This is a genomic window from Propioniferax innocua (assembly GCF_006716235.1).
Classification (GTDB): Bacteria; Actinomycetota; Actinomycetes; order Propionibacteriales; family Propionibacteriaceae; genus Propioniferax; species Propioniferax innocua.
On record NZ_VFOR01000001.1, the window covers coordinates 557,452 to 580,521 of the forward strand.

23 protein-coding genes are annotated in these 23,070 nt (G+C 65.7%); 11 read left to right on the forward strand and 12 right to left on the reverse strand.

The genetic code is table 11. The features are described from left to right. Together FB460_RS02555 and FB460_RS02560 are read right to left on the reverse strand one after the other, a co-directional pair. Complete coding sequence (locus FB460_RS02555; protein WP_142092536.1) at window positions 1-1,017, reverse strand: alpha-ketoacid dehydrogenase subunit beta; 1,017 nt, start codon at window positions 1,015-1,017, stop codon at window positions 1-3. 15 nt (window positions 1,018-1,032) lie between these two features. Continuing rightward, complete coding sequence (locus tag FB460_RS02560) at window positions 1,033-1,995, reverse strand: thiamine pyrophosphate-dependent dehydrogenase E1 component subunit alpha (protein ID WP_142092537.1); 963 nt, start codon at window positions 1,993-1,995, stop codon at window positions 1,033-1,035. Between the two features lie 241 nt (window positions 1,996-2,236). Here FB460_RS02560 and FB460_RS02565 point away from each other — a divergent pair, with 241 nt between their 5' ends. From FB460_RS02565 to FB460_RS02580, 4 genes are all read left to right on the forward strand, one after another. Further along, window positions 2,237-3,436 (forward strand): GAF domain-containing protein, encoded by a 1,200-nt coding sequence (locus FB460_RS02565; protein ID WP_142092538.1) that lies wholly within the window; start codon window positions 2,237-2,239, stop codon window positions 3,434-3,436. 49 nt (window positions 3,437-3,485) lie between these two features. Then, a complete protein-coding gene (locus FB460_RS02570) occupies window positions 3,486-4,244 on the forward strand; it encodes an ABC transporter permease (protein WP_142092539.1) in 759 nt (252 codons plus the stop codon). A gap of 92 nt (window positions 4,245-4,336) precedes the next feature. Continuing rightward, window positions 4,337-5,350: a hypothetical protein gene (locus FB460_RS02575; RefSeq protein ID WP_142092540.1), complete on the forward strand. Its 1,014-nt coding sequence runs from the start codon at window positions 4,337-4,339 to the stop codon at window positions 5,348-5,350. 15 nt (window positions 5,351-5,365) lie between these two features. Continuing rightward, complete coding sequence (locus FB460_RS02580) at window positions 5,366-5,830, forward strand: hypothetical protein (protein WP_142092541.1); 465 nt, start codon at window positions 5,366-5,368, stop codon at window positions 5,828-5,830. A gap of 1 nt (window position 5,831) precedes the next feature. On the opposite strand, the gene FB460_RS02585 is transcribed toward FB460_RS02580, so the two are convergent. Continuing rightward, complete coding sequence (locus FB460_RS02585; protein ID WP_142092542.1) at window positions 5,832-6,968, reverse strand: HD domain-containing protein; 1,137 nt, start codon at window positions 6,966-6,968, stop codon at window positions 5,832-5,834. 107 nt (window positions 6,969-7,075) lie between these two features. Then, window positions 7,076-8,068, reverse strand: a complete 993-nt coding sequence (locus FB460_RS02590; protein ID WP_142092543.1) for a CPBP family intramembrane glutamic endopeptidase — start codon at window positions 8,066-8,068, stop codon at window positions 7,076-7,078. A gap of 133 nt (window positions 8,069-8,201) precedes the next feature. Here FB460_RS02590 and FB460_RS02595 point away from each other — a divergent pair, with 133 nt between their 5' ends. Next, window positions 8,202-9,413 (forward strand): sensor histidine kinase, encoded by a 1,212-nt coding sequence (locus FB460_RS02595; RefSeq protein ID WP_142092544.1) that lies wholly within the window; start codon window positions 8,202-8,204, stop codon window positions 9,411-9,413. Continuing rightward, window positions 9,407-10,051: a response regulator transcription factor gene (locus FB460_RS02600; RefSeq protein ID WP_142092545.1), complete on the forward strand. Its 645-nt coding sequence runs from the start codon at window positions 9,407-9,409 to the stop codon at window positions 10,049-10,051. The genes FB460_RS02595 and FB460_RS02600 overlap by 7 nt, the downstream gene beginning before the upstream one ends. A gap of 112 nt (window positions 10,052-10,163) precedes the next feature. On the opposite strand, the gene dusB is transcribed toward FB460_RS02600, so the two are convergent. Further along, window positions 10,164-11,297: a tRNA dihydrouridine synthase DusB gene (gene dusB, locus FB460_RS02605; protein WP_281281829.1), complete on the reverse strand. Its 1,134-nt coding sequence runs from the start codon at window positions 11,295-11,297 to the stop codon at window positions 10,164-10,166. Window positions 11,298-11,439: 142 nt separating this feature from the next. Here dusB and glsA point away from each other — a divergent pair, with 142 nt between their 5' ends. Together glsA and FB460_RS02615 are read left to right on the forward strand one after the other, a co-directional pair. Next, complete coding sequence (glsA, locus tag FB460_RS02610; RefSeq protein ID WP_142092547.1) at window positions 11,440-12,699, forward strand: glutaminase A; 1,260 nt, start codon at window positions 11,440-11,442, stop codon at window positions 12,697-12,699. 102 nt (window positions 12,700-12,801) lie between these two features. Then, a complete protein-coding gene (locus FB460_RS02615; protein ID WP_142092548.1) occupies window positions 12,802-13,665 on the forward strand; it encodes a CoA transferase in 864 nt (287 codons plus the stop codon). On the opposite strand, the gene FB460_RS02620 is transcribed toward FB460_RS02615, so the two are convergent. After that, window positions 13,644-15,035 carry a glycine--tRNA ligase gene (locus tag FB460_RS02620; RefSeq protein WP_142092549.1) on the reverse strand — a complete coding sequence of 464 codons (1,392 nt, stop codon included), beginning with the start codon at window positions 15,033-15,035 and terminating at the stop codon, window positions 13,644-13,646. The two genes, FB460_RS02615 and FB460_RS02620, sit on opposite strands and share 22 nt — an antisense overlap. 68 nt (window positions 15,036-15,103) lie before the next feature. After that, window positions 15,104-15,400: an antibiotic biosynthesis monooxygenase family protein gene (locus FB460_RS02625; protein WP_142092550.1), complete on the reverse strand. Its 297-nt coding sequence runs from the start codon at window positions 15,398-15,400 to the stop codon at window positions 15,104-15,106. A gap of 161 nt (window positions 15,401-15,561) precedes the next feature. On the opposite strand from FB460_RS02625, the gene FB460_RS02630 reads away from it, so the two are divergent. Then, window positions 15,562-15,981, forward strand: a complete 420-nt coding sequence (locus FB460_RS02630; RefSeq protein ID WP_142092551.1) for a Fur family transcriptional regulator — start codon at window positions 15,562-15,564, stop codon at window positions 15,979-15,981. Window positions 15,982-16,034: 53 nt separating this feature from the next. On the opposite strand, the gene FB460_RS02635 is transcribed toward FB460_RS02630, so the two are convergent. After that, the gene (locus tag FB460_RS02635; RefSeq protein WP_142092552.1) at window positions 16,035-17,681 is read right to left on the reverse strand and encodes a dihydroxyacetone kinase family protein; all 1,647 of its coding nucleotides are present in this window, start codon (window positions 17,679-17,681) and stop codon (window positions 16,035-16,037) included. A 43-nt stretch (window positions 17,682-17,724) separates the two neighbouring features. Beyond that, window positions 17,725-18,468 carry a DNA repair protein RecO gene (gene recO / locus FB460_RS02640; RefSeq protein WP_142092553.1) on the reverse strand — a complete coding sequence of 248 codons (744 nt, stop codon included), beginning with the start codon at window positions 18,466-18,468 and terminating at the stop codon, window positions 17,725-17,727. Between the two features lie 400 nt (window positions 18,469-18,868). On the opposite strand from recO, the gene FB460_RS02645 reads away from it, so the two are divergent. After that, window positions 18,869-19,663 (forward strand): isoprenyl transferase, encoded by a 795-nt coding sequence (locus FB460_RS02645; RefSeq protein ID WP_142092554.1) that lies wholly within the window; start codon window positions 18,869-18,871, stop codon window positions 19,661-19,663. A gap of 58 nt (window positions 19,664-19,721) precedes the next feature. Continuing rightward, the gene (locus tag FB460_RS02650; protein ID WP_142092555.1) at window positions 19,722-20,180 is read left to right on the forward strand and encodes an SdpI family protein; all 459 of its coding nucleotides are present in this window, start codon (window positions 19,722-19,724) and stop codon (window positions 20,178-20,180) included. Between the two features lie 51 nt (window positions 20,181-20,231). On the opposite strand, the gene FB460_RS02655 is transcribed toward FB460_RS02650, so the two are convergent. From FB460_RS02655 to FB460_RS02665, 3 genes are all read right to left on the reverse strand, one after another. Then, entirely contained in the window at window positions 20,232-20,603 is a 372-nt protein-coding gene (locus FB460_RS02655) for an SdpI family protein (protein ID WP_142092556.1), read from the reverse strand. A 6-nt stretch (window positions 20,604-20,609) separates the two neighbouring features. Further along, a complete protein-coding gene (leuA, locus tag FB460_RS02660) occupies window positions 20,610-22,337 on the reverse strand; it encodes a 2-isopropylmalate synthase (RefSeq protein WP_142092557.1) in 1,728 nt (575 codons plus the stop codon). A gap of 152 nt (window positions 22,338-22,489) precedes the next feature. Beyond that, window positions 22,490-22,999 carry a hypothetical protein gene (locus FB460_RS02665; protein ID WP_142092558.1) on the reverse strand — a complete coding sequence of 170 codons (510 nt, stop codon included), beginning with the start codon at window positions 22,997-22,999 and terminating at the stop codon, window positions 22,490-22,492. Window positions 23,000-23,070 lie beyond the last annotated feature (71 nt).

A 23,070-nucleotide genomic window follows, 5' to 3' on the forward strand; every position in this document is an offset into this window, starting at 1 on the left:
TCAGGCCTCCACGACTGCTCGGATGGCTGCTGCGATCTTCTCCGGGCCCGGAAGCCAAGCCTGTTCCAACGGTGTGGAGAACGGGACCGGGGAATGCGGTGGCACCACCAGTTGGATGGGAGCCTTCAGTGAATCGAAGGCCTGTGATGCGGCCAACGCAGCCACATCATGGGCAAATCCACAGCGTGCCGCAGACTCATCGACCACCACGAGTCGACCGGTGGATGCAACCGATTCAAGGATCCCGTCCTCGTCCAGCGGCGATGTGGTCCGAGGGTCGACCACCTCCACGCTGATGCCTTCCTCCTTCAGCTCATCGGCGACCTTGATCGCATCGACTGCGGCCTTGGCCAACGCCACCACCGTCACGTCGGTTCCCTCACGCGGATAGGCGGCGACACCCAACGGCAGCGTGTAGGACGATTCGGGAACATCGACCTTCAGGTCGTACAGAGCCTTGTGCTCACAGAACAGAACGGGGTCATCATCCCGGATGGCCTCGAGCAGCAGCCCCCTCGCGTCATAGGCATTGGAAGGGACGACCACCTTGACACCGGCGGTGGAGGTGAAGATGTTGTACGGCGAGTTCGAATGCTGAGCTGCCGCACCGACGCCCGCGCCGATGATCCCGCGCACCACCAACGGTGTCCGGGCCTTGCCGCCGAACATGTAGCGGAACTTCGCGGCCTGGTTGTAGATCATGTCGTAGGCGACGCCGAAGAAGTCCATGAACATCAGTTCAGCCACCGGCCGCAGACCGGTGACAGCGGCGCCTGCGGCCATGCCGACGATCGCCGATTCGGTGATCGGTGTGTCGATGACCCGGTCATCACCGAACTCGGTCCACAACCCCTGTGTCACGCCGAAGACGCCGCCGAAGGCCTCCACGGAGGTGTCCGGGTTCGTTCCCCCCTTACCGCCGCGGAGGTCTTCTCCGATGAGGACGACATCGGAATCGGAGCGCATCGCATCGGCCAGAGCCGCTCGGATGCCTTCACGAAAGCTCATCGTTGTCATGGCTGAGTTCTCCTGTCAGTAGGAGACGTAGACATCGGTGTCCACGTCGGAGGGGTCAGGAAGGGCAGCAGCGCGCGCAGTGGCGACGGCTTCATCAACCAGTTGTCTACTGGCTTCGACGATCGCATCGAGTTCGGCTCCATCGACACGTCCATCGACACGCTCGCGGAACTTCGTCAAAGGATCGGTCCGAGCCTTCATCTCCTCGAGTTGTTCGGGAGTGCGATACAGCGTCTGGTCTCCTTCGAAATGGCCGTAGAAACGATTGCACGTGGCTTCGATGACCGATGGCCCACCGCCGGAACGGGCTCGCTCGATCGCTTCACCAGCAGCCTCGTGCACCGCGAAGAAGTCCGACCCGTCGACCGACACTGCGGGGAGGCCAAAACCCCCTGCACGTTCGGCGATGCTGTTGGCGCCCACGGCGAATTCCGATCCTGTCGCTTCGCCCATCCCGTTGTTCTCGAACACGAAGAGGACCGGGAGCTGCAGCACCACCGCCATGTTCATGGCTTCGAAGGTCAGCCCCTGGTTCGAGCCCCCATCGCCGGTGAAGGAGACCGCGACATTGCCCTCCCCTTTGTATTTCGCAGTGAGCGCGGCACCCACCGTGAGCGGAGGTCCACCGCCGACGATGCCATTGGCCCCCAACATGCCCTGCGCAAGATCGGCGATATGCATGGACCCGCCCTTGCCGTGGCAGAGCCCTTCCTTGCGTCCGAATATCTCGAGCATCATCCCGGTGATGTCACAGCCCTTGGCGATGCAGTGACCGTGGCCCCGATGCGTCGACGCGATGGAATCTGCAGCCGTCAAGTGCTCACACACTCCCACGGCGATGGCTTCCTCCCCCGCATACAGGTGAATGAAGCCGGGTATGTCACCCCCGGTGTTCTCTTCGTGCAGCCTGTCCTCGAATGCCCGGATCTCTGACATCTTGCGGAAGGCACTGAGCAGCTGTTCAGTGGACAACTCCATGTCTCAGACCTCACTTCATCGTGATGAACGTTCCGACCCCGCTGAGGGAGTCGCAGGTTCAGGGGACGATAACGAGTCGTGCAGCACCCACTCATCCCATCTGGGTCCGAGGAGCCTGAAATCCTGCTGCAACAGGCTTTCCGACGCTTGCAACGAGGTGCAACGCTCTTTTCCAGCCCCATGCACGACGCCTGTAGGTGGCGTAGAATGACAACCCCGGAAAGCCACGCGGGAGGTTGCAATGCCGCATCCGTCTCCAGGAGAACCGGCTCTGCTGTTCGATGAGGACCCTCAGGCATACGCCGATCTGCTCGCCACGTTGCACTCGGCACGCCGCAATGGTCGACGCCTGCCTGCCCGACCACGCCCGATCATTCAACACTCATGGAACCGAGTGCAGCGCATGGGCCTGCCCGTTGACCACCGTGATCCCGATGTGGACGAGCGCACCGTCGAGGCCGAACATGACGCGCTCAAGGAGGCCCACCGAGCAGGGGCCTCCCAGCTGGAGAAACTTTTCCATACCGTTCTGGCAGGATCCATCGATGGTTCAGGCCTCGTGGGGGTCCTCACCACGCGAGATGCTCGAGTACTGGATCGTTGCGGTGACTCCTCAGCACTCGCCCGAGCCGACCGCATCGGGTTCGTCCACGGCGCGCGCTGGTTGGAGAGCTCGGTGGGGACCAACGCGATCGGCATTGCAGCCCGCTTGGGCAGACCGGTTCAGGTGCATGGCCCCGAGCACTGGTGCCTCGATCAACATGGGTGGTCCTGTGCCGCGAGCCCGGTTCGAGATCCCGCCACTGGTACCCCGATCGCAATGCTCGATGTGTCCGGTCCCGTCCGAGAAGCCCATGCCGCGATCCTCGCACTGGTGCGGTCATTGGCCGCGCAGGTGGAGCTGACGCTGAGAGCGAGCCACGTGGAGAACCTCGAGAGGCTGCGCTCACGGGCCATGCCACTCATCCAAGGGATCACCGGGATGTGGGTGCTGTGTGACCGCAACGGCTGGGTGGCGGGGTCGAATATCGACCTCGGTGTCGATCGGGTGTCGTTACCGGACGATTCCTCCTCCGAAGTGGTCCTCGTCCCTCGTCTCGGGACGTGTCGACTTCAACGGGCAGACGATGTCGTCCTCATCACCCACGGCGCTCGGTCCACCCGTCATTTCTCTTTCTCCCCGTCCGAGCGTCGGCTCGATGTACACCTCGACGGAACAATCAGCGCGTACACGCTCTCAGCACGCCATGCCGACATCGTGCACGCCTTGCTCGATTCCTCGTCTCCGATCACGGGCGTGGAGCTGGCCTCCGCCGTGTGGGGCGAAGCACCGATCAGCCAGGTCACTGTCCGCGCTGAACTCAGTCGGCTACGTCGGCGCTTCCCAGGCCTGATCTCCGCTGCTCCATACAGGTTGCTCGCTCCAGTCGAGGTCGTGTGAGCCACGGGCCGGAAAGCATGGAGGGTGGACAGCCGGATAAGGTCATGGCGTGACAGTGAACTTCGGATGGGGCCTCGGCGTGGCCCTCGTCGTGCTCACTGGACTTGTGGTGGCCGTGTCGATCGGATTCCGACTCAAACTGACTCGGGATGTGCTCATTGCTGCGTTTCGGGCCACGGTCCAGTTGGCATTGGTGTCTCTGATCATCGCCGGCGCAGTACAGAACGTGTGGTTGGCGATCGGTTTCGCCTTGGTGATGTTCGCCGTCGCGGTGCGCACGACCACCACCCGCGTGAAAGCACCGGAGACGTGGCCGTGGGCCGCACTCGCCATGGCCGCCGGCGTACTCCCGGTACTGGCCATTATCTTCCTGTCCGGGGCCTCCCCCTTCACCGGTGCTGCGATCATTCCGATCGCCGGCATCATCATCGGCAACACCATGAACGGCCACACCCTCATGGGACGCCGCTGCTTCGCTGCACTGCGCGACGACATCGACACCTACGAGGCTGCGCTGGCCATCGGCCTACCGCGCAGACAGGCGGTCGCGCTGGTGCTGGAGCCGCATCGGACCGAAGCGTTGATCCCGAACATCGACACCACCAAGACCGTGGGGCTGGTGACGCTGCCGGGTGCCTTCGTGGGCGTGCTGCTCGGCGGCGGTAGCGCCATCCAGGCCGGCGCAGCGCAGCTGCTGGTGCTGTTCGGCATCATGGCCACGCAGTTCCTCACCGTGAACGTCGCCCTGTGGCTCGTGGGCCGAGGCAAGGACCTCCCCGAGGATCTCCGCACCCGGCTCCGGCCCTGAGGAGATTTCCGAAGTCGAACGCCTGGGCCTCGGCCCTTTCGCTGCCTACAGTGCGTTCATCCATGCGAGGTTCCCGTACGTGAGGACAGGAGATGCCCAAGATCCCCAGTCGCCTCGGCGGCTTCATCGTGAAGCACTGTGGGGACTACTTCCGAACGGTGCGCAAACTGGATGCTCCCGGCCCCAGGCCACGTACCCGACCCAACTCGGTGGATGCACCCGGCGCGACGCCCTCGCGTCACCGCCCCGACGCTCCCTCGGGCCGAACGCCACAACAACAGCAGTGGGACGACGGACTCACGCGCCGCCCCGATGGTCGCACGACGCATCGCAACGACCCGCCGGGAACCTACCGCGACCGCAACGGCCGGCTGCACGACGACAAGGGCCCCTTCACCAAGGACCCCAACCCGCGGCCTTCATCGGACAAGCCCATCGACCATCGGGCCCAACGCGGATCCCCCGAGAAGCACACGGTGTCCGATGACACGTGGAACTCGAACGTGTCCAAACGGGAGGATCTACAGGGCGCCAACACTTCAGCGCGCCAGGAGTACGACGAGATCAGCCGGGAGCTCGGAGTCTCGGACATCTCACCCAGCGACGCGCGCAAGATGACCCCCGAGGAGGCACGCAGCCGCGGCCTCACCGACGACCAGTATCAGGACCTCAGGGGTGCTGCCGAGACCGAGGGAGCCGCCTCGCAGCGCCTCCGCAACCACAGCGAGGACATGGGGCATCAGGCGACCCAGGACGTCATGCGACGCCGCGGTGAGGAGCCGATTCCCAGCAGTGGCCGCGGATCAGGCCGGTTCGACGAGATGTCGATCTCACGCGACGCCCAGGGCAACCCGACGAGCCTCAACATCTACGAGGCCAAGGGTGGCGATTCACCCCTGGGTGCGCGGGACACACCGCATGGGCGAGCCCAACAGGGCAGCCCCGAGTACCTGAGCGATGTGATGCAACGCGATCCAGACCTGCGCGACTTCCTCCAGCGCAACCCGGACATCGCGGAAGGACTCGCCAGTGGGAAGATCAATGTGCACTACTCTGAGGTCCGAGCCCACCCCAGCAGGGACGTCACCATCACGCCCTTCCAGTGACCGAGGAGACCGATCGTGGCAACCATCCTGACATCCTTCTCGCGCGAAGCCCTCAGCGCGTTCTGCGCGGCCGGGCGGGCGACCGACTGGGATGCGACGCCGGAGACCAACACCGCGTTGTACGAGCGAGAGTTCGGGTGGACACACGTGGCCCGACGCCGCTGGATGACTCCCGAGGACATGACCGTCAGCGTCATCTCGGCGGGTCGGTTCCTCTATTCGCTACGTGCCCGGCACACGGCGTGGAGCCCTGACACCGACTGGGACGACCCCGAGGTTGCCGCTCGACGCGCCGAACTCATCCCCGTGATCACCGAGATCGTCGGGGTCGAGGGTCGCCCACGACGCGACAAGGACGACATGGTCCAGGACCGCTGGCTGCTGGACGGGGGCCGTACCTCCCTGTGGCTGCGTGAGGACTCGTTGGAGTACGTCGGCCCAGAGAACACCCAGGCCGACAGCAAGCTCATCGGCGAGTGAATCACTCCCCCGGTTCGCTGTAGTAGTCGATCGCCTTGGGCAGACGATCACGGTGCCATCCGAGCTCGCGCACCGCGGTCTCGAAGGCGTATCGGTCGGTCATCCCGCTGATCCAGGTCACGACCGCACGAGTGGCGTCCGCGCTTCCGGGCTCGACGTCGGGGCGCTGCGGCAGCCGGTGGGGCTGACCCGTGTAGTGCTCCACCAACGACGTGAGTACGTCGACCACCGACCGGGCCTGTTTCACTGCCGCGGGACGGGTGTAGATGCGCTCATAGTTGAATCGACGCAGGGCCGCGAGTGCCCCGGCGGTCTCGGGGTCCATGCCGATCTCGCCATGTTCGGCGACGCACCTGATCACGGCGCGCACGAAGGTCCCGAGCTGCTCCCTTCGCGTCGCACCACAGATGGCGACGACCTCTTCAGGCAGTTCCTCGGCGGACACGATGCCGGCGTGGATGGCGTCCTCGAGGTCGTGGGCGCAGTAGGCGATGCGGTCGGACCACGAGACGATCTCTCCCTCGATCGTGGCGGGTGCCGGGCGTGACCACGAGTGGTTCCGGATGCCGTCGAGGGTCTCAGCGCACAGGTTGAGCGATTCCAGCGACACATTCGCTCCCCAGGGGCCGTGGTCGTATCCCTCGTCGAGGAACTGGTCGAAGGCGTCCTCACTCGCGTGGCCGCCGGGGCCGTGGCCGCAGTCATGCCCGAGGGCGATGGCATCGGCCAACGCGACATTGGCCCCGACACCGCGCGCGATGGACGTGGCGACCTGCGCGACCTCGAGCGCGTGCGTCAGCCGTGTCCGCTGGTGGTCGCTGGGGTGGACCAGTACCTGTGTCTTCCCGGCAAGTCTGCGGAACGAGGTGGAATGCACGATGCGGTCCCGGTCGCGCTCGAAACACGTTCGCAGGTCATCGGGCTCCTCCTCCCGGGCACGGTTCCCCGCACCGTGCGCCAGTGTCGCCCCCGGACGCAGCGTCGCCGCCTCGTGCTCCTCACGAGCGAGGCGTCCATACTGCGGGCGCGCCTCGATCGACGCGTCCGAATCCCGGTGTGCCCGCACGATGGACGCCTCGGCGGTGTGTCCCGCCATGGTGTCGGCCCATTTCACGGTGCGCGGCAACAACTCGGCCATGACGCCTCCTCCTGTGCTGGTCGCATACTCGCCCCTTGACGCGAACCACCCTAACGAGGGGGTCCGACAGTTTCGTGCGCCGCGCACGCGTCACGGCAGGAGAACCCTCACCCACGTACCGCGGTGAACCGCCGACTCCAACGGTGACGCCACATCGTCTCCACGATGACGACCATGAACACCATCGAGAGGATGTCAAGCAATGCCGCTGACCAGGGGATCACCGTCTGGTCAGGGTCCGCGATGCCCAGCAGGCCCAGGGCGGAGACCACCATGTTGTTGACCGCATGCCAGGCGATGGCCACTTCCAATCCGCCGGTGCGCCACACCATCCACGCCGCGGCTCCGGCGAAGCAGGCGATGCTCAACAGGCCGGGGCCGTCGTACTCATGGCCGATGGTGAACAGCGGCACCGAGATCACCACGCCCCAGAGGGGATGTTTGAGCCAGTGTCCCAGCGCCTGGGGCAACAGCCCGCGAAAGACGTACTCCTCGCCAGCCGCCTGCAGCGGAATCACCGCAAGAACCACGAGGATCGCCCACCACCGCGCGCTGTTTCCATCGCCTGCAGGTGAGTCCATAAAGGCCCCCACGCCGATGTAGAAGCCGACCGCGACAAAGGACGGCACCAGCGCCTCCACCAGCAGTCGCCACCGGATCTTCCCCACCACCGAGTCGAGTCCTCCGCGGCGTCCGGCTCGTGCCACCGCCCACCTGCAGGCCGGAACCGCCAACGCCAACATCCCCAACATCAGCACCGCTGAAAAGGGATCTCCCATCGACACCGTGTCCGAGGCGAATCGGTCCATGTGACGCCCCACGGTCGAGCTGATGCTGCCGATCACCGTGAGTGTCACCAGGGCAACGGTGAGCAGGCCGATCCAGGCCCCGGCGGCCAATCCCAGCATCAGCAGGGGCCGCCACCACTGGCGTCGAACACCACTCAGCCGGTGGAACCGCATCGGAGCCTCGTCGGAACCCGGCTTCGGTTCCGCTGAGGAGGCGTAGAGCGTATCGAGTTTGGAACTTCCTCCTTCGTCGTTGTCGCGTTCGAAGGCCATGGCCGTTCGACGGGGATCGGTCGGTGTCTCGTTCGTCATGGTTCACATCATGCGGCGACGCGAGCCGCGGTGCTGTCACCCGACAAGCCGTTCCTGATCATCCATGGTTGATCGGGTATGTCCATCCTTCGGCTGACACCGGAGGCCGCATGGTGCTTCTACTGTGGAGGTCGTGAATGAATCCAGCACCCGAGGCCGAGGGGCACGCCTGCTCCACTGGGTGGCGTCACGATGGCGTCTATGGATGGTGGCCGCCTGCTGCTGGTTCGCCGGCATGATCTGTTTCGGCACGGTGTGGTCGCTGGAGTACCCGAATCTTGATCTCGTCCCGACCAGCGAGCGCGGCGTCGTGGCCACCAGGTTGCTCCTCGATGCCCTTCTCGGGCTGATCGCCTGTCTGCTGCTCCCCCGCGTGCTCTCCAGACGCCGTCCGTCCCGGGCCAACGGCACCCTGGCCCTCGGGCTGCTGGCTGCGTCGGGGTTCTCCAGTTGGTCCGCTCCCGCGGCTCTGCTGGTGCTGGTGGTCGTGGCGTCCTGGCTGGAGTGGCGCTGGCTGATCGCGGCTGCTTCGGTCACCATCGTCTCGAGCGTCGTGGTGGAAATGCTCTTCTCCAGCCGCTACCCCTTGACGCTCCTGGAAGCCACCCTGGGCATGGTGGTGATGCTCGGCGTTCCCCTCGTCGTCGGCCGAGCCGTGGGGAATCGACGCCGCCTCATGGAGGCCTACCGTGAACGCGCGGAGGCCGCCGAACGGGAACGGGATCAGGCCGTGGCCCGGATCCGCGCCGAGGAACGTTCGGCGGTGGCCCGGGACATGCATGATGGGTTGTCCCACCGGTTGTCCCTGATCTCACTGCACGCCGGAGCGCTCTCGTTCCGCGAGGACCTCACCCCCATCCAACTGCGTGACACCGCTGCGACGATCCAGTCCACGGCCCTCGAGGCGGCCGAGGAGCTGCGTCAGGTGCTGATGGTCCTGCGCACCGACGACGACCGGGAGCAGCCACACGGTATGGATCAGCTGCACCGCCTGGTCGAGGATGCCCGTGCCCGGGGCAGCCGTGTGAGCATCCGGATCGATGAGGGGTTGCCGCTGGACGATCTGACGCCCATGGCCTCGGTGGCGCTCGCACGAGCCGTCGCCGAGGGGCTGGCCAATGCCGTCAAACATGCCCCCGAATCCCCCATCGACGTCACCGTCACCGGTGTCGACGATGGCGTGCTCGTCTCGGTGACCAACCCGCTGCCGGCGCAACCGCACACATCCCTGCCGGGCGGTTACGGGCTGGTGGGGCTGCGGGAAAGGCTCGAGACCGCCCATGGGTGGCTGGACGCGACAGCCACGGCAGACCGTTTCCGTCTGCGAGCATGGGCGCCATGGTGAAGCTCCTGTTGGTCGACGACGAGCCTCTGGTGCGGGCGGGCCTGCGTCTGATCCTCGACGGCACCGAGGGCATCACGGTGGTGGGAGAAGCCGCAGACGGGCTCGGCGCGGTGCAGTCGGTCGAGTCCCTGCGTCCTGATGTGGTGCTCCTCGACATCCGCATGCCCGGTATGGACGGCATCGAGGCCGTGCGGCGCATGGGTCTTCGCGAGAACGGTCCGGCGGTGCTGATGCTGACCGCATTCGACACCGAGGCCTTCGTCGCCCAAGCCCTCCAGGCAGGCGCTCATGGCTTCCTGCTCAAGAGTTCACCACCAGAAGAACTGGTGGACGCTGTCCTGGGTGCTGCAGCCGGAGACATCAGGTTCAGCCCCGCCGTGCTCCAGCGGGTGGTCGCGCTGGCGTCACGTGCGGCCACGCCACCGGGACCGGACCCGACCGAACACTTCAGCGATCGCGAGACCGAGGTGGCCCGAGCCATCGCCGAGGGGTCGACGAACGCGCAGATCGCCGAGGAACTGTTCCTCTCATTGGCGACGGTGAAGACGTACGTGAACCGGTTGTTCGAGAAGACCGGGGCGACCAACCGGGTGCAGCTGGCGCTCCTGGTGGAACGCTCACGGCAACGACGTCGGTGACGCCGTGACGCGTCGCTCAGCAACCACCCATGAGGATGCCGAAACCGCGCAAGCTCCGTGGTGAGGATTCGTGCGGGCACGTTACCGCAGAGAGGCTCAGGAGCCATCGGATTCAGCCCCCGGAGACGTCGCTCTCGGCGGCGGCGAGATCCAGATCCATCCCGCAGGTGTCGGCGAGCCAGCCCTCGGGCATCACGACGCGCTCGCGGGGGCTTCCCTGGCGTCCGCGCGGTGAGCCCAGCTCCTGCCTCGGGTAGGGGGCGTCCGCGTCGAGTCGGGCAAGTTGGGCGTCGAGGTCGGCGAAGGACGAGACGAGGCCGAGCCCGCGTCGGATCTCACCACCGACGGGGAAACCCTTGAAGTACCAGGACATATGCTTGCGGAGGTCGGTGAGACCGCGTTCCTCCCCCATCAGATCGGCGAGGAGTTCGGCGTGGCGTCGCACCATGGCGGCGACCTCCCCGAGGGTCGGCAGGTGCTGGACACGGCCGCCGGCGAACGCTTCGGCCAGGTCACGGAACAGCCAAGGACGTCCGAGGCAGCCGCGGCCCACGACGACGCCGTCACAGCCGGTCCGCTCCACCATGTCGAGTGCCGTGGTGGCCTCCCAGATGTCACCGTTGCCGAGCACCGGGATGTCCACCTCACGCACCAGGTGGGCGATCGAATCCCAGTCGGCCTGCCCGGAATAGGCCTGCGAGACGGTGCGCCCATGCAGCGCGATCGCCGCCACCCCGGTCTCCTGGGCGATGTGTCCGGCGTCGATGTAGGTCAGGTGGTCGGCGTCGATGCCCTTGCGGGTCTTGATGGTGACCGGGACGCCGTACGCATCGGCTGCCTCGACCACGGCCGAACAGATCGCGCGGAGCCGATCCCGTTTGTAGGGCAGGACGCCACCGCCGCCCTTGCGCGTCACCTTCGGTACCGGGCAGCCGAAGTTGAGATCGATATGGGCCACTTCGAAGTCCTCGCACAGGATCTTCGCGCCCTGCCCCATCACTTCGGGGTCGACGCCGTAGAGCTGCACCGAGCGCACCGTCTCGCCGGGGTCGAACTGGAGCATCGAGAGCGTCTTGGCGTCGTTCTCGATGATGCCGCGGCTGGTGATCATCTCGCAGACGTACAGCCCGGCGCCCTGTTCGCGGCAGAGCTGCCGGTAGGCGGGATTGGTGATGCCGGCCATCGGGGCGAGCACCACGGGAATGTCGACGCGCACCTCTCCGCCCGATGGCGCACGCAGCACCAGCGGCGCAGCAGCCGCCCCAGGGCCTGCAGATGGTGCGCGGTCCACGTTGGTGTCTGGCTCGAGGGAAGTCACCCGCCGAGTGTAGATGCTGAGTCCGGCGTCGACCGTTAGCGTGGACCTGCCACACCCCACAGGAGGCCCCATGCGTACCCCCGTGTTCGATCTTCTCGATCAGCTCGTGGATTCCTGCCAGGACAACAGGGACGGTCAGGTCGCCCAGTACATCCCCGAGCTTGCTGACGCGGACCCCGAGAAGCTCGCGCTGGCCCTGTGCACGCCGGACGGCCGGGTGTACACCTCAGGCGATGCCGAGCACGAATTCACGATGCAATCGATCTCCAAGCCTTTCACGTATGCACTGGCGCTTCGGGACCGAGGGCTGGACAGAGTGCTGCAGTCGGTCGATGTGGAGCCCTCGGGCAATGCCTTCAACGAGATCTCGCTGGACTCACGTGGACGGGCCAAGAACCCCATGATCAACATCGGCGCGATCACCACGTATGCCCTTGCCGGTGACGATGACATGACTGCCGGAGACCGACTCGAGCATGTTCTGGACGGGCTCTCACAGTTCGCCGGTCGTGAGCTGTCCGTCGCGGAGGACGTCTACCAGTCGGAACTTTCAACCGGATGGCGCAACCTGGCTCTGGCCGCGTTGATGAAGGGCAACGACCTGCTCGTGGGTGAGCCGCAGGATGCGATGCACGGATACACCCGCGCCTGTGCGATCAACGTCGATGCACGCGATGTCGCGGTCATGGGGATGACGCTGGCCACCGGCGGCGTCAATCCCCTGACCAAGAAACGTGTCATACCCCAGTGGGTCGCACGTCAGGTGCTGTCGGTGATGACAACCTGCGGCATGTACGACAGCGCCGGTGACTGGCTCTCCCGCGTCGGTATCCCTGCCAAGAGCGGGGTCTCCGGTGGTGTCCTGGGTGCGCTTCCGGGTCAGGTGGGCATCGGTGCCTTCTCCCCTCGCTTGGACAGGTTCGGCAACTCCGTACGCGGCGTGAAGATCTACGAACGGCTGAGCCACCAGTTGGGGCTGCACATCATGAACACCCCGGCCCCATCGATCGAGGCGGTGGGACAACGCTCCCACACCTCAGACGGGTATCGACTGATCGATCTTCAGGGCCGCTTGACGTTCGCCACGGCCGAGATGGCTCTCCGTCATTTCCAAGCGATCCCGCCCGGACGCGATGACGTGGTCGTCGACTTCTCGTTGGTCCCGGCCATTCCACGGGTGGGCGCGATCATGATCTTGGAAGGACTTCGTCGCCTTCGTGCGGACGGTCACGCCGTCATCCTCGTCGACCCCCATGGACGCGTGGAACAGCACGAAGAAGCCGACGAGACCATCGCCACACGCATCGTGGATGCGTTGGATGATGTGTGAGAGTCACCATCGTGCGAGGCATGCACCTGTTGCTCCATCACTCGATTGCTGAAAGCTTGAGGGACACATACTTCGAATAGCTATGCAGTGTCAGGAGCAACGATGCCCCGGTCAACCGTCGATGTCAGTCATGCCCTCGCCACGGTGCTCAATGGAACACGCGTGGTTTCCACCGCCATCAACCTTCCCGGTCCGGTCACCGCGCATCGGCTCGCAGCGCTCGGTGCCGAGGTCATCAAGGTCGAGCCGCCCACGGGCGATCCCCTCGCGTCCATGGCGCCCATCTGGTACGACGAGCTACGTCAGGGGCAACAGGTGGTGCGGTTGGATCTGAAGTCCGACGAAGGTCGCGCCAGCCTGCATGAGTTTCTCGCGGACGCACGCGTCCTCATCACCTCGATCCGGCCGAGTGCTCTGGACCGTGTCGGTCTCGGCGATCTCGACGAGCGTCACCCCCACCTGCTGCATGTGGAGATCGTCGGAGACACCACAGAACCCGACGACGCCGGGCACGACCTCACCTACGAGGCACTCGCGGGACTGGTGGAACCACCCCAGCTGCCGCAGGTCCCGTTGGCCGATCTGCTGGGTGCCGAGCAGGCCATCACCGCGACTCTCGGTGGTCTTCTGGGCGGGCTCACCGGCCCGCTCCGCGTCGGCCTCGGAGACGCGGTGCGCGGCGTCAACGCCAGCGTCCGCTCCGGTCTCACCGGACCGGGGAGCCTGCTGGGCGGCGCCACCTGGCGCTACGACCTCTACGCCACCGCCGACGGCTGGGTCGCGCTCGCGGCTCTGGAACCTCACTTCATCCCCCGGACGCTGACGATGCTCGGTCTCGACGTCGAACCGGCCGACCGTTCACCGGTGGAAGACGCCTTCGCGGCCCGCACCACCCAAGAGTGGATGCGGGCCGCGAAGGAATTGGACGTTCCGTTGGCTCCGGTTCAGCAGCCGAGCAGTCGCTGACCCAGGTAGCCGGGCACCTGGTCGAGCGCGACACGCTCCTGCTCCATGGTGTCGCGATCACGGATGGTCACCGCGTCATCTTCGAGGGTGTCGAAGTCGACGGTGATGCAGAACGGCGTACCGATCTCATCCTGACGACGGTAACGGCGACCGATGGCCTGCGCGTCATCGAAGTCGACATTCCAGTGTTCGCGCAGCGTCGCCGCCAGATCGCGGGCCTTGGGCGAGAGATCGGCGTTGCGTGACAGTGGCAGCACCGCAGCCTTGACCGGCGCGAGGCGACGATCGAGCTTCAGCACGGTACGAGTGTCAGTACCGCCCTTCGCGTTCGGAGCCTCCTCCTCGGCGTAGGCGTCGACCATGAAGGCCATCAGCGAACGCGTCAACCCTGCCGACGGCTCGATCACGTACGGCGTCCAGCGCTCGTTGGCCTGCTGGTCGTAGTACTGGAGCTGCTTCTCCTTGCCGGAGGCCTTGCCATGCGTCGACAGGTCGTAGTCGGTGCGGTTGGCGACGCCCTCGAGCTCACCCCACTCCGAGCCGGTGAAACCGAAGCGGTACTCGATGTCGACGGTGCGCTTCGAGTAGTGCGACAGCTTCTCCTGCGGATGCTCGTAGTGACGCAGATTGTCGCGGTCGACGCCGAGCTCGACGTACCAGTTGGTGCGCTGTTCGAGCCAGTACTCGTGCCACTCCTCGTCCTCGCCAGGCTTGACGAAGAACTCCAGCTCCATCTGCTCGAACTCGCGGGTGCGGAAGATGAAGTTACCTGGGGTGATCTCGTTGCGGAACGACTTGCCGATCTGGCCGATGCCGAACGGAGGCTTCTTGCGCGCGGTCTGCATGACGTTGGCGAAGTTGATGAAGATGCCCTGGGCAGTCTCCGGGCGCAGATAGTGCAGGCCCTCTTCGTTGTCGATGACCCCCAGGTAGGTCTTGAGCAGACCGGAGAAAGCCCGCGGCTCGGTCCACTTGCCGGGCTTGCCGGTCTCGGGGTCGGGGATGTCGGCCAGGCCGTTCTCGGGGGCGTGGCCGTGCTCCGCCTCGTACTCCTCGATGAGATGGTCGGCACGGTATCGCTTGTGGGTGTGGAGCGATTCGACAAGCGGGTCGGTGAAGGCCTGCACGTGGCCTGACGCCTCCCACACCGCAGTGGGCAGGATCACCGAGGAGTCAAGGCCCACCACGTCGTCACGACGCTGGACCATGGTGCGCCACCACTGACGCTTGATGTTGTCCTTGAGTTCGGCGCCGAACGGCCCGTAGTCCCAGGCCGAGCGGGTACCGCCGTAGATCTCACCACACGGGAAGACGAAACCTCGCTCCTTGCACAGGGCGATGACCTTGTCGAGTTTGCTGGTGGTGGCCATGGAATTCCTCCCGAACGTGACGCGCACGGGCACCCGGCTGGTACCCGTGTGGCACGACACTAGCGAACTCAGCCACCCGCGCGCGGGATGTTCTCACCCACGCGTTCAGGAAAGTCATAGGCCGACGCCTCATCGACAGCCTCCGACAGCAGCGGCACCACCACGACCTTGGACTCATATCCCCCCAGTGCGCGCCGATAGGAGCCGACATCCTTCCACCGCATCACCAGCGCCCACAGATCGGGCTCATCAAGGTTCTGCACCACATCGGCACCTTCGAACCCGGGCTTGGCGGCCAGGACGTCCACCGCCGGCTGCAACCGGCCTCCGAAATCGGCTCCGCCACGGAACCTCAGTATCACCATCACCGACACCACCGCCCTTCTCGTTCGACCCCGACGCAGGTCCGGCAGCCATCATCCCCTCGCCGCATCTCGGTCTCCAGTTTTCCCCGCACCGTATCCGGCGGCACCCCGCCGCACTGTGATCCACGCCTGATCGAGTCTTCAGTCGTATGCTGGAGCGTATGGTCTCCACAACCCAGAACCCCCGTTCAGCCCCGCAGCGACGCACGAAGCAGCGTGCCGCTGTGGTCGAGCTGTTGCGCGAGGTCGATGAGTTCCAGACCGCGCAGCAGATTCATGACCTCCTGCGCTCCCGCGGCCATTCGATCGGTCTTGCCACCGTCTACCGGAATCTGCAGGCCATGGCCGACGCCGGCGAGGTCGACGTGCTGCGCACAGACACCGAAGCGTCCTACCGACGCTGCACCGACACCCACCATCATCACGTGGTGTGCCGTGAATGCGGCAAGGCCGTCGAGGTCGAGGGCCCCGAAGTGGAGAAGTGGGCACATGACACCGCCATCGCCCACGGTTTCGTTGACGTCGACCACGTCATCGAGATCTTCGGACGATGTGTCACCTGCGCCACCGACGCGTCATGAGCGATGCTCCGAGGCTGACCCCGCGATGGCCCGCAGCCTGATCGGCTGAAACCTCAGCCCCGGATCGCCTCCAACCACCGCACGACTGCGACCGCACCGGGATCAGGATGCCCCTTGGCGCGATCACCGAGGTAACTGGAACGGCCGCGGCGGGCCGCCACGTCGGCGGTCTCCCGAGCCCCGGTTTCGGCAGCCGAAAGGGCCGCGTCGAGCCCGGAGGCGGAGGCCTCCGCTGCGGGCTGCAATGCGTCGACCATGGTGCGGTCCCCCGGCCGAGCACCACCGAGTTCCATCAATGCTTCCGCCCCTGCGTGGAAGGCATTCGGCCAATCGGCGCCTTCGCTCAAGGCTTCGGCTGCTGCCCAGAGCCCGGCCGCGTAGAGCGGGCCGGATGTGCCCCCGATGTCACGACGGGCACAGGCCGACAGACCCCGCAGCTGCGTCGCGGCGTCCCCTTCCACGGGCGAAGCCAACCACGCACGGGCGCCTCGGGAGAGTGCCTGCCCCAAGTCGCCGTCGCCCACCTCACGGTCGAGTGCGGTGAGTTCGTCCTCCACCTCGAGCAGACGCTCGCAAACGCGCTGCAACACCCCCGCCATCGCTTCGTCGTGCGTCCCCGCGTCAGCACGGTGATCTTGAACGGTGGGCGGCACCGGAACGCGTCGGAGCTGTGGCGCTTCAGCGCCCGGGCTGCCCGGCCACGCCAGCGAAGCAGTCGGCGCGTCGAGAAGGCCCAACAACTCATCGTCAACGCCCAACACGCTGACCGAGGCCCCCGCCATCTCCAGACTGGTCATCACCGGGCCCTGCCACACCCGCTCCACGATGATGCCGGAATCCGAAAGCCGCCGATGGGCGGCGCGGGCCATGATGTTGATCTCCATCACCGATGTACCGCCACAATCACCGACCAGCAGCACGACGCGATCCCCTGCGGACAGTTCCCGGTCACCGACGATGCGGTCGATCATCTCCGCAGCCACATCATCGGCTGGACGCAGCCGCTCTCGTGAGACTCCCGGCTCACCGTGGATCCCGAGACCGAGTTCCATCTCGTCCTCGGCCAATTCGAAGCCCGGCTTTCCGTTGGCGGGAACGATGCATGGGGTGAGCCCCACGCCCATGGTTCCGACGCTTCCCGCCACGCGCCGGGCGGCGTCGGTCACCTCGGCAAGGGTTCCACCCCGTGCGGCGACGGCACCAGCGGTCTTGTGCACGAGCACCGTGCCGGCGAGCCCGCGTCGGCCCGCATTGTCGTCTTCGTCGGAAAGTGCGACGTCATCGGCGACGACCACCATCTCGACATCGAGCCCCTCGGCCCGCGCCATCTGCGCGGCCAGTCCGAAATTGAGACGGTCACCGGTGTAGGACTTGACGATCAGCAGACATCCGGCGTCACCGGTCACCGCACGAATCCCGTCAAGGACCGCGTCCACGCTCGGCGAGGCGAACACCTCGCCGGAGATCGCCGCGGTCAACATGCCATCGGCGACGTACCCGGCATGGGCCGGTTCGTGACCGGCGCCACCGCCCGAGATCACCGCGACCGGCACGCTGGAGCGGTTGTCATCGGTGACGACGCGATCGACGCGGACCGCGATCGTGCGATCCTCAAGCAGTGCCAGACCGGGTTGGACGAGCGCGAGCCCTTCGAGCAGCTCGGTCACGGCTTGGTCAGGACTGTTGATGAGCTTCTTCATGGCACAACGCTAAATCGTGGCATGGTTCGGCGCTCCAGTGGGGTCAACTCCAGTCGACGTGCATCAACGAGCGCAAGCCGCGATCCAGGTGCCACGTGACGAACGCCGAGGTGAGTTCATCTGCCTCGCGGAGAACCACATCGGGCACACCCCGGGTGGCCTTCCAATCACCGGTCAGCAATGACCCCAGCAACGCCAAGGTCTCAGGACGCGGACGGGTGGCACCCGGCGGCCGGCAGGAGACGCACACCGAACCACCCGATGCCGGAGAGAATGCCCGATGCGGTCCGGGCTCACCGCACACCGCACACGCGGTGAATGAGGGGGCATAACCGGAGATCGCCATGGCCCGCAGCAGGTAGGCATCGAGCACCATGGAGCCGGGACGCATCCCATCGGGGGTGCCGTGGCCAAGCGTCCGCAGTGCCCCCAGAAGAAGTCGGTACTGCGCAAGAGCGGGCTCCTTCTCCTCGGCCACGAGACGATCCGCGGTCTCGACCATCACCTGGCCCATGGTCCAGCGCCCGAAGTCTCCGACGAGGGGACGCGCGTACTGGTGCAGCGAGACCGCCTGCGTCACCACGTCCAATGATCGTCCCGTGGCGAACTGCACATCGATGTGGGAGTAGGGCTCCAACCGCGCACCGAACTTCGACGAGGTGCGCCGGACCCCACGCGCCACCGCTCGCACCTTGCCGTGATCGCGACACAGCAGCGTGATGATGCGATCCGCTTCACCCAGCTTGTGGGTGCGGAGCACCACGGCTTGGTCACGGTAGGTCGGCACCGGCCCATTGTCTCCGAGAACAGCGAAACAACCGGGACCGGCACACCTTTCCCCTGGGTCCCTGCCCCGCTTCCCTGAGTCCCTGCCCCGCTTCCATCCGATCCTCATCCCCACCTCGACGTAACGCCGCGTCTACCCGGCACAACGCAGAGATGGAACACCCAACCCCAAAACACCCACCCCCACCTCGACACAAAGCCGCGTCTACCCGGCACAACGCAGAGATGGAACACGCAGAAGCGGCGCACGCAGAGAGGGAACGCGCAGAGGCGGAGTACACCGAGGTGACACGCGTTCGGGACGCATCCCCGTGGAGAATCCCGCGCATGGGGCCACCGACCACGGCCCGCGCCGAAGAGCCACACGCCGGAGCCGAAGAGCAACCACCTAAACTGAAGCGGTGAGCAAGCGTCCCCCGAAGCGTGGTCCTGATCCACACCCCAGTGGTGCCCGGCCACCGCAGATTCCGGCCAAGAAGATCCCCAAGCATGTCGCCGTGGTGATGGATGGAAACGGCCGATGGGCCAAGCAACGCGGGCTTCCCCGCACAGATGGCCATGCCGCCGGCGAGGACGCCCTGTTCGACGTGATCGAGGGTGCCATCGAAATCGGCGTCAAGTACCTCTCGGCCTATGCCTTCTCCACCGAGAACTGGAAGCGCTCCCCCGACGAGGTGCGGTGGCTGATGGGCTTCAACCGCGATGTGATCCATCGTCGACGCGATCAGCTCGACGCCATGGGTGTACGCATCCGGTGGGCCGGACGCCGCCCCAAGCTGTGGGCCTCGGTGATCAAGGAGCTCGAGGACGCCGAGCGTCAAAGCGCCGACAACGATGTGCTCACCCTGCAGTTCTGCGTCAACTACGGGGGTCGCGCCGAAATCGTCGATGCCGTCCGGCGCATCGCCCAGCGGGCCGCCGATGGAGAGATCGATCCGCAACGGATCAGCGAGAAGTCGTTCCGCACCTATCTGGACGAGCCCGAGATCCCCGACGTGGACCTCTTCGTACGTTCCTCCGGCGAACAACGCACGTCGAACTTCCTTCTGTGGCAGTCGGCCTACGCCGAGATGGTCTTCCTCGACACCCTGTGGCCGGACTTCGACCGCCGGGATCTGTGGCAGGCAATCGAGCTCTACACCGACAGGGATCGGCGTTATGGCGGAGCGGTCCCCAACAAGGTCATCAAGAAGTGAAAAGGCACCAAGAAGTGACTTTACCGGCGGCCCGGCATGCTGCGACTAGGCTGGCTCCGTGAACGGTCAGGAGATCTGGGAATTCGTCATCGTGAACGGACTCATGGCGGTGGCGGTGCTGGTATCGCCGCTGCTGGTGGCGTGGCAGGGTCGCGAATCCGCCAAGCCCAACCGGTACGCGGGGATCCGGACCGAGAAGACATCGGTCGACGCCACCACTTGGCAAGCAGGACATCGCGCAGCGCTGCCCGCGATCCGTTTCGGCGGCCTCCTCGCCTTCGTCTTCGCCGGCGGTGGCGTCGTCACCGGGCTCTTCGGATGGCAGGGCCTGACGATGATATGCGCGCTGTGTGCGGGTGCGACGGCGTTCATCGCCTTCGGCGTCGGCGTCGCCCGGGCCAACACCGCTGCGGAGAAAGTCTCCGAGGAGCAGTCACAGAAGACCCCGTCTTCCGATGATGCGCCCGCCGATGATGATGCGCCCGCCGATGACGCGTCGGCCCCCGAGGCCGACTGAGCCGGACGCGCTGACAGGGCCGAACAGGAACAGGGCCGAACAGGACCAGGTTCAGTCCACGTCCGGCATCGCCGCGATGACCTCGGCGGCCCGCCGATCGGCATGGATGGTGCCGGCGATCGACACCAGCGCCATACCGACCAGGCTTCCGAGGAAGAGCCACTCACCCCATCCAGCACCGGTGCGCATCCCCCACACGGCCCCAATGAGGCTGAGTAGTGCCAGCAGACAGGCTGCGGTCAGTTCGTGCCGCGCGGCACGGTGACCCTCCACCCAGGTCTCATCGAAACGGAACACCCGCGGCGTCCGCAGCCCGAACAGCGGATTGGCGGGCAGCTTCCCGCTCGGGCCCGTCACCCGAAGGATGACGAACCCGAGCAGGCACAGTGCTGCGATGGCAGCGGCAAAACCCCACGTCGGCATGGCGCGTCAGCGTCCTGTCCGGTTGACCGCCGTCACAACGGCCTCCAGCGAGGCACGCACGATGTTGGCGTGCATACCGACGCCCCACACGACCCGGGCGTCATCGCCTTCACCGACCTCACACTCCACATAGGCGGCAGCGGCCGCATCCCCACCAGACGACATGGCGTGTTCGGCGTAGTCCAGGACGCGTACCGCGTGACCGCGCGTCGACAGCGCGTCGACGAATGCCGACAACGGACCATTGCCTTCACCGTGCACGGTGTGCTCGACACCGTCGATGACCAGTTCGGCATCACACACATTGTGGTCGCCCTCGGTGGCGACACTCGCGCCGTTCAGCGTCAGCGACCCGGTGACGTTCAGGTACTCGGCCGAGAAGACGTCCCACAGCTCCTGCGGAGTGACCTCGCCGCCGTCGGAATCGGTCTGCATCTGCACCATTCGTGAGAATTCGATCTGCAGACGACGCGGCAGATCCAGATGGTGCTCGGACTTCATCAGGTAGGCCATGCCGCCCTTGCCGGACTGCGAATTGACCCGGATCACGGCCTCATAGGATCGGCCCACATCGTACGGGTCGATCGGCAGATAGGGGGCTTCCCAATCGATCTCGTGGATCGTGACGCCCTTGGCATCGGCTTCGGCCTGCAGGGCTGCGAATCCCTTGTTGATGGCATCCTGGTGGGATCCGGAGAACGCGGTGTAGACCAGATCACCAGCGTAGGGATGACGCGGGTGCACCGGCAGATTGGTGCAGTACTCCACCGTGCGACGGATCTCGTCGATGTCGGAGAAGTCGATCTTGGGGTCGATGCCTTGGCTGAACAGGTTCATGCCCAGCGTCACCAGGTCGACATTTCCGGTGCGTTCGCCATGACCGAACAGGCAGCCCTCCACACGATCGGCCCCGGCCATCAGGCCCAGTTCGGTGGCGGCCACCGCAGTGCCACGGTCGTTGTGGGGGTGCAGCGAGATGACGACGTTCTCACGACGGTCGATGTGTCGCCCGAAGTACTCGATCTGGTCGCCGTACACGTTCGGCGTCGACATCTCGACAGTGGCCGGGAGGTTCAGGATGATCTCGCGCTCATCGGTGGGATCCCACGTGTCGATGACGGCATTGCACACATCCACGGCGAATTCGGTGGGCGTCTGGGTGAAGATCTCCGGCGAGTACTGGTAGCCGAACTCGACGTCCTCCAACAGCTCATCGGCGTACTTCTTCACCAGCTCGGTGCCACGCACGGCCAACGCCCGACATTCGTTCTCGTCCATGTCGAACACGACGCGACGGAACAACGGCGCAGTCGCGTTGTACATGTGGATGGTGGCGCGCTTGGCGCCCACCAAGGATTCGGCGGTACGGGCGATGAGGTCTTCCCGTGCCTGGGTCAGGACGCTGATGGTGACGTCATCGGGAATTGCGTCCTGCTCGATTAGGTCGCGGACGAACTGGAAGTCATTGGACGACGCCGAAGGGAAACCGATCTCGATCTCCTTGTAGCCCATACCGACCAGCAGATCGAACATGCGGCGTTTACGTCCGGGAGTCATCGGGTCGATCAGGGCTTGGTTGCCATCGCGCAGATCGGTGGACAACCAGCGTGGTGCCTTCTCAACGCGCTTGGTGGGCCAGGTGCGATCGGGCAGATCGATCGGTTCGAACGCCTTGTACCGGTGGAACGGCATCGGCGACGGCTGCTGGATCGGCTTCGGCTGTGGTCTGGTCATGGCGGTGCTCCTGCTGGAAGAAATGGTGTGCGGGCGGGCACGTCAACACTCCGCAGCGAGAATCCCACCCCTTCGGGGACTCGCTGCGGCGTCAAAGGAGCAGGAAGCGCGTGGCTTCCGCAGCGTTCCGCGTCAACAGCACGATGGTGACCTTACCAGCGAGCCCGGTGGGCGGACAGTCCCGCCACCACAAGGAGTACCGCTCCCCCGCCGACGCCGGCCAGCGTCACTCCCAGGAAGCGCAGCGGCATGAGCGCGAGGATCATGCCCACCCCACCGGCGGTGAACACCGCCCAGCCTCCGATCCGGGCGGTGTCGTCCCACCAGACCCAGCCCAGATAGACGACCGCACCTCCGATGCAGGCCACGCACATCGCCATGATGAATTCGACCGCTGCCCCGGCCCAATTCGCCAACCAGCCACCAACAGCGGCCACGACGATGGCTGCGACCACGGCGAGGACCGTGCGCACCACCGGGCCACGGTGTCCTGCCTGCGCGGGCGCTCGCATGGCGAGGAACAGCGTCAGGACCATGGCGAACATGGCCGCCGTCTTCAAGGCCGTCCCCAACGCCACGGGAACGGGAGGATTGCTGAAGGCGACCACCAGAGCAAGGCCGATGGCGCTCATGGCGGCGGTTCCGAGCAGTCGAGGACTCATGACCGCCAGTTTATGGCGGGCCGGAAGGTTCCGCGGACTGCGGCAAGACCGGCTGCAGGCCCGGCTGTCAT

Bases quoted from the DNA above. Each gene is read 5' to 3' on its own strand.
- FB460_RS02665 (WP_142092558.1), bottom strand. From the start codon at position 22,999: ATGAGTCCTCGACTGCTCGGAACCGCCGCCATGAGCGCCATCGGCCTT.
- FB460_RS02585 (WP_142092542.1), bottom strand. From the start codon at position 6,968: ATGGCCGAGTTGTTGCCGCGCACCGTGAAATGGGCCGACACCATGGCG.
- FB460_RS02590 (WP_142092543.1), bottom strand. From the start codon at position 8,068: ATGACGAACGAGACACCGACCGATCCCCGTCGAACGGCCATGGCCTTC.
- FB460_RS02600 (WP_142092545.1), top strand. From the start codon at position 9,407: ATGGTGAAGCTCCTGTTGGTCGACGACGAGCCTCTGGTGCGGGCGGGC.
- leuA (WP_142092557.1), bottom strand. From the start codon at position 22,337: ATGACCAGACCACAGCCGAAGCCGATCCAGCAGCCGTCGCCGATGCCG.
- FB460_RS02630 (WP_142092551.1), top strand. From the start codon at position 15,562: ATGGTCTCCACAACCCAGAACCCCCGTTCAGCCCCGCAGCGACGCACG.
- FB460_RS02625 (WP_142092550.1), bottom strand. From the start codon at position 15,400: ATGGTGATACTGAGGTTCCGTGGCGGAGCCGATTTCGGAGGCCGGTTG.
- glsA (WP_142092547.1), top strand. From the start codon at position 11,440: ATGCGTACCCCCGTGTTCGATCTTCTCGATCAGCTCGTGGATTCCTGC.
- FB460_RS02575 (WP_142092540.1), top strand. From the start codon at position 4,337: ATGCCCAAGATCCCCAGTCGCCTCGGCGGCTTCATCGTGAAGCACTGT.
- FB460_RS02615 (WP_142092548.1), top strand. From the start codon at position 12,802: ATGCCCCGGTCAACCGTCGATGTCAGTCATGCCCTCGCCACGGTGCTC.
- FB460_RS02655 (WP_142092556.1), bottom strand. From the start codon at position 20,603: ATGCCGACGTGGGGTTTTGCCGCTGCCATCGCAGCACTGTGCCTGCTC.
- FB460_RS02565 (WP_142092538.1), top strand. From the start codon at position 2,237: ATGCCGCATCCGTCTCCAGGAGAACCGGCTCTGCTGTTCGATGAGGAC.
- FB460_RS02555 (WP_142092536.1), bottom strand. From the start codon at position 1,017: ATGACAACGATGAGCTTTCGTGAAGGCATCCGAGCGGCTCTGGCCGAT.
- FB460_RS02560 (WP_142092537.1), bottom strand. From the start codon at position 1,995: ATGGAGTTGTCCACTGAACAGCTGCTCAGTGCCTTCCGCAAGATGTCA.
- FB460_RS02620 (WP_142092549.1), bottom strand. From the start codon at position 15,035: ATGGCCACCACCAGCAAACTCGACAAGGTCATCGCCCTGTGCAAGGAG.
- FB460_RS02635 (WP_142092552.1), bottom strand. From the start codon at position 17,681: ATGAAGAAGCTCATCAACAGTCCTGACCAAGCCGTGACCGAGCTGCTC.